We start from the raw sequence: 5,384 nt of genomic DNA, 5'->3' as shown, positions 1-5,384 counted from the left end.
CTGCGGGCATAAAAAAGCCCGCCGCTAATCACCGGCGGGCCAGTAAGGAACGGCCATCAAGCCTGCGGCAGGTGCGCCCCGCCGGCGCGCGCCAATTGCGCCAACAGCGCCGTTTGAAACGCCTCATCGTGCACCGCCGCGTGAGGTTCAAACCGCTGCTGGTGGTGCCAATAGCCGCCGGACGCCAGGGCCTGCGGTTCATCGCTGGTCACCAACCACGCCTGCGTCACATGCCCCAGCGCCAGATCGTCGGGCGCGTCCGCGCCGCCCATTTTGGTCGGCACCCAACCGGGATCGACCGCGCTGCTGATCACGTCAGGCCACAGGCGCGCCACGGCGGCGGCCAGCGCGGTGACGAACAGCTTGCTGTCCGAATAAGAGCCCGCGGCGCCGCCAAGCCAATCCACGCCGTTCAGTTCCGCCACGCCGTCAAAATGCATGCTGCTGCTCAGGTAGACGATACGCTTGGGGCGTTCGATCAGGGCCGTCAGCAGATAGGGCGCCATGACGTTCACCGGCATCACCTGCGGTCCGGTAAACATGCCGGCATTGTGGATCACCGCGTCCGGGCGGCCGAGGCGATTGACCTGCTCGGCGAGCTGCCGGATCTGCTGCACATCGGACAGATCGCCGATCGCCGCCTGCGCGCCCCGATCCAGCAAATCGCGCACCGCGGCCAAACGGCCAGGCTCACGCGCATGCAGGATCACCTGATGCCCTTCGTCCAACAGCGTTTGCGCGGCGGCGCGGCCCAGCCCGTCGACCGAGCCGGTAATGAAAATGCGTGACATGCCACTCCTCCGTTTAGCGCCAGCCGAGCGCCGGCGCGACATGGGTTAAAATCGATTCGATGACGTGTGCGTTGTAATCCACGCCCAGTTGGTTAGGCACGGTCAGCAGCAAGGTATCCGCTTCGGCGATGGCCTCGTCCTGCGCCAGCTGCTCGATCAGCACATCCGGCTCAGCGGCATAGCTGCGGCCGAAGATCGCCCGGGTCTGCGCGTCGATATACCCCAGCTGATCGCCCTCCTTGCCGCCGCCGCCGAAGTAGTTGCGATCCCGCTGATCCACCAGCGCGAAGATGCTGCGGCTCACGGAAACCCGCGGCTCGTGCGGGTGGCCCGCCTCTTGCCAGGCGGCGCGATAGGCGCGGATCTGCTTGGCCTGCTGGATGTGGAAGGGCTCGCCGGTCTCGTCATTCTTGAGCGTCGAGCTTTGCAGATGCATGCCCAGCTTCGCCGCCCAGACAGCGGTGGCGTTCGAACCGGCGCCCCACCAGATGCGATCGCGCAGCCCGGCGGAAAACGGCTCCGGCCGCAGCAGCCCAGGCGGATTCGGGAACATCGGCTGCGGATTGGGTTCGGCGAACCCTTCACCGCGCAGCGCTTCCAGGAACACTTCGGTATGGCGGCGGGCCATGTCCGCGTCGGTCTCGCCGTCGGCCGGGGCATAGCCGAAATAACGCCAGCCGTCGATCACCTGCTCCGGCGAACCGCGGCTGATGCCGAGCTGCAGCCGCCCGCCGGCGATCAGATCCGCCGCGCCGGCGTCCTCCACCATGTACAGCGGGTTTTCATAACGCATGTCGATCACGCCGGTGCCGATCTCGATGCGTTGGGTTTTGGCGCCGATGGCGGCCAACAGCGGGAACGGCGATCCCAGCTGGCGCGCGAAGTGGTGCACGCGAAAATAGGCGCCGTCCGCCCCCAGATCTTCGGCGGCGACCGCCAGATCGATGGACTGCAGCAGCGCATCCGCTGCGGAACGGGTGCCGGACTGGGCGGAAGGCGACCAGTGGCCAAACGAGAGAAAACCAATTTTTTTCATCGGGCATCATCCTCAGAGGCAAAACATGGGCCTACAGTGACAAAAACCGCGCGCTCTGCGCCAGCAAAATCGCCCCCGATCGCACTAAACGAACCGATTGCCGCCGCGCCGCCCGGCGATTGTAATCAAAAAACAAATGTCGTATAACAAGCAGCTCCGAGGGGTGTCCTGTTACGGGCTGAGATGGCGCAAGCCGAACCCTTTGAACCTGATCTGGGTCATGCCAGCGAAGGGACGGTTAGGCAACAATGCGATCACCCGTTGCCTGTTCATACCCCAGCGTGCCCGGATCTCCACTGACTCAAGGAGGTCCCATGTCCATCACTACCCTGTTCGAAAGCGGTCTTTACGGCCGGCTGCGCCGCCATGCCGGCAGCCACTGGCAAGATTACGTCGATCATCCGTTTCTGCAGCAGCTGGCCGCCGGCACCTTGCCTGAACGCGCTTTTCGCCGCTACCTGACCCAGGACTATCTGTTTCTGCTGCACTTCGCCCGCGCCTACGCGCTGCTGGTCAGCAAGCTGCGCACTCTGCCGGAGATGCGCGCCGCCACCGCCTCGCTCAACGGCATCGTCGCCGAACTGCCGCTGCACGTGGCCTACTGCGCCGAATGGGGGCTGAACGAAGCGCAGATCGCCGCCCAGCCGGAAGCGGCGGAAACCATGAACTACACCCGTTACGTGCTGGATATCGGCCATGCCGGCGACGCCCTCGATCTGCTGGCCGGCCTGCTGCCCTGCGTGGCCGGCTATGCCGAAATCGGCCTGCGGCTGCTGCACGATCCCGCCACTCAGATGGAGGGCAATCCTTACGCCTCCTGGATCCGCAACTACGGCGACGAGGGCTATCTGGCCGGCGTGCGCGCCGCCATCGAACTGCTGGAAACCGTTGGTCAGCAGCGCGGCGCACAGGGCCGCTTCACCGAGCTGGCGCAGATTTTCACCACCGCCACCCAGCTGGAGTCGGCATTTTGGCAGATGGGGCTGAACGCCTCATGACCTCCCCGCTTCTCCCGCCCGGCATCCAGGTGCGGGATCTCAGCCTGCGTTTCGGTCAGCAAATCGTCTTCGACCGGCTGAGCTTCGACATCGCCGGCGGCAGCTTCGTCGCCCTGCTCGGCGCCAGCGGCGCCGGAAAAACCAGCCTGCTGAAGATCATCGCCGGCCTGGCGCAGGCCAGCTCAGGCTCGGTGACCGGCAGCGACGGCCTGCCGATCGCCGGGCGCATCGCCTACATGGGGCAAAAAGACCTGCTCTACCCGTGGCTGACCGTTGAAGAGAACGTCGCCCTCGGTTCGCGGCTGCGCGGCGAAGCGCCGGATCGGGCGTGGACGGCGCACCTGCTCGAACGCGTAGGCCTGGCCGCGCATGGCCGCAGCCTGCCCGCCTCGCTGTCCGGCGGCATGCGCCAGCGCGCCGCCATCGCCCGCACGCTCTACGAACGCCAGCCGATCGTGCTGATGGACGAACCTTTTTCCGCGCTGGACGCCATTACCCGCGCCGAGATCCAGAGCCTGGCCGCCGAGCTGCTGGCGCAAAATACCGTGCTGTTGATCACCCACGATCCGATGGAAGCCTGCCGCCTGAGCCACCGGCTGCTGGTGCTGTCTCCCTGGCCGCTGGGCCTCGACGATACTCACCGCATCAGCGGGCTACCGCCGCGCGCGCCGGATGACGCCGACCTGCTGAAAAGCCAGGCCGAGCTGCTGCAGCAACTGGTGAGGGCGGTGCAATGAATATCGCCAAAGAGCGTGGACTCACCCGCCTGCGGCGCGGGCTGACGGTGTTCGTCGGCCTGCTGCTGCTGTGGTGGCTGGCGACGCAAAGCGGCATTCCGGCCTTTCTGCTGCCCACGCCGGGCGCTGTTGCGCAGGCGCTGTGGGACGGGCGCGGCTATCTCGCCTGGCACACGCTGGTCACCGCTTCGGAGATCGTCAGCGGGCTGGTGCTCGGCGTGTTGCTCGGCGCGGCGCTGGCGCTGTGCATGATTTTCTCGCCGCGCCTGCAACGCTGGCTGATGCCGCTGGTGCTCACCAGCCAGGCGATACCGGTGTTCGCCCTGGCCCCGCTGCTGGTGCTGTGGTTCGGCTTCGGCATGAGCGCCAAGGTGGCGATGGCGGTGCTGGTGATCTTCTTTCCGGTGGTGTCGGCCTTTTTTGACGGGCTGCGCCGGGTCAACAACGACTATCTCGATCTGGCGCGCACGATGCGCGCTTCGCGCTGGGCGCAGCTGCGGCACGTGCGGCTGATGGCGGCGCTGCCGGCCTTCGGCTCCGGCCTGCGCATGGCCGCCGCGGTCGCGCCGATCGGCGCCATCATCGGCGAATGGGTCGGCTCGGCCGAAGGGCTGGGCTACGTGATGCTGAACGCCAACGCGCGCATGCAGACCGACGTCTGCTTCGCCGCGCTGTTTATTTTGGTGCTGATGACCGTGCTGCTGTGGGCCGCGGTGGATGCGCTGCTGCGGCGCCTGATCGCCTGGGCGCCGGAAAACGACTGATGATTGCAACCATAACCAGGGATAAAGGAACGACCATGATCAAACAAACCGTTTGCGGGCTGCTGCTGGGCGCCGCCCTCACCGGCCAGGCCGGCGCGGCCGACAAGCTGACGCTGGTGCTCGACTGGTACATCAACCCGGATCACGCGCCGATTATGGTGGCCGAGCAGATCGGCGCCTTCAAGGCCGCAGGGCTGGACGTCAAGATCGTGCCGCCGTCCGATCCGGCGCTGCCGCCGCGGCTGGTGGCCGCCAAACAGGCCGACCTCGCCATCACCTATCAACCGCAGTTGCACTTCTTCGCCGATCAGGGTCTGCCGTTGATGCGCGTCGGCACGCTGATCAACACGCCGCTGAATACGGTGATCGCGCTGGATAAAAACATCACCTCGCCGGCGGATCTCAAGGGCAAAACGGTAGGTTACTCGGTCAGCGGCATCGAACAGGCGACGCTGGCCACCATGGTCGAACACGAGCGCCTCAAGCCGCAGGACATCAAGCTTATCAACGTCAACTTCCAGCTGACCAGCGCCCTGCTGGCGGGCCAGGTCGATGCGGTGATCGGCGGCTACCGCAACATCGAAGCGCTGGAGCTGAAGCTGCAAGGTAAAGAACCGGTGGTGTTCAACGTCGAAGATTACGGCGTGCCGGCCTACGACGAGCTGATCATCGTCGCCAACCGCGATGCGGTGAACGAGCCGAAAATCCGCAAATTCCTCGCCGCGCTGAAGCAAGGCAGCGACTACCTGCACGCGCACCCGCAGGACACCTGGCTGGCGTTCGCCAAGGCGCACCCGGAGCTGAATACCGAGCTGAACAAACAGGCGTGGCAAGCCAGCCTGCCGCTGTTCGCGCGCGATCCGGCCAAGTTGGATCGCGCCCGCTACCAGGCTTACGAACAGTTCCTGTTCGACAACAAGCTGATCAAGAAAATCACCCCGGTGGAACAGTACGCGGTGGAGCTGAACTGATCACGCCGAGGCGGCCGGCGGCGCCACCGTCACCTCGCCCTGGCCGCTGCGCTGCAAGGCCGCCTTCACCAGCCCGTTGGCCTTGCA

At 65.8% G+C, this 5,384-nt stretch carries 6 protein-coding genes and 1 riboswitch; of the genes, 4 read left to right on the top strand and 2 right to left on the bottom strand.

Translation table 11 applies throughout. From position 1 onward, the window contains the following. Positions 1-56 precede the first annotated feature (56 nt). Positions 57-791, bottom strand: coding sequence for an SDR family NAD(P)-dependent oxidoreductase (locus tag ADK28_RS03325; RefSeq protein ID WP_048794881.1), 735 nt, complete (start codon positions 789-791; stop codon positions 57-59). Between the two features lie 13 nt (positions 792-804). Then, positions 805-1,827: an LLM class flavin-dependent oxidoreductase gene (locus tag ADK28_RS03320; protein ID WP_033639932.1), complete on the bottom strand. Its 1,023-nt coding sequence runs from the start codon at positions 1,825-1,827 to the stop codon at positions 805-807. Positions 1,828-1,976: 149 nt separating this feature from the next. Next, a riboswitch (TPP riboswitch) is annotated at positions 1,977-2,079 on the top strand. 62 nt (positions 2,080-2,141) lie between these two features. On the opposite strand from ADK28_RS03320, the gene ADK28_RS03315 reads away from it, so the two are divergent. The 4 genes from ADK28_RS03315 to ADK28_RS03300 are packed head-to-tail and all read left to right on the top strand — an operon-like array spanning position 2,142 to position 5,297. Then, on the top strand, positions 2,142-2,825 hold the full coding sequence (locus ADK28_RS03315) for a TenA family protein (protein ID WP_033639931.1): 684 nt from the start codon (positions 2,142-2,144) through the stop codon (positions 2,823-2,825). Further along, entirely contained in the window at positions 2,822-3,562 is a 741-nt protein-coding gene (locus tag ADK28_RS03310; RefSeq protein WP_048794880.1) for an ABC transporter ATP-binding protein, read from the top strand. Before ADK28_RS03315 ends, ADK28_RS03310 begins: the two co-directional genes overlap by 4 nt. After that, positions 3,559-4,326, top strand: a complete 768-nt coding sequence (locus ADK28_RS03305) for an ABC transporter permease (protein ID WP_048794879.1) — start codon at positions 3,559-3,561, stop codon at positions 4,324-4,326. The genes ADK28_RS03310 and ADK28_RS03305 overlap by 4 nt, the downstream gene beginning before the upstream one ends. A 35-nt stretch (positions 4,327-4,361) precedes the next feature. Continuing rightward, positions 4,362-5,297 carry an ABC transporter substrate-binding protein gene (locus tag ADK28_RS03300; RefSeq protein ID WP_033639928.1) on the top strand — a complete coding sequence of 312 codons (936 nt, stop codon included), beginning with the start codon at positions 4,362-4,364 and terminating at the stop codon, positions 5,295-5,297. The last annotated feature ends 87 nt before the right edge of the window (positions 5,298-5,384 follow it).

Origin of the sequence: Serratia sp. 506_PEND (assembly GCF_001076875.1) — a bacterium.
Classification (GTDB): Bacteria; Pseudomonadota; Gammaproteobacteria; order Enterobacterales; family Enterobacteriaceae; genus Serratia; species Serratia marcescens.
This window is presented reverse-complemented; position numbering and strand designations above follow the sequence as displayed.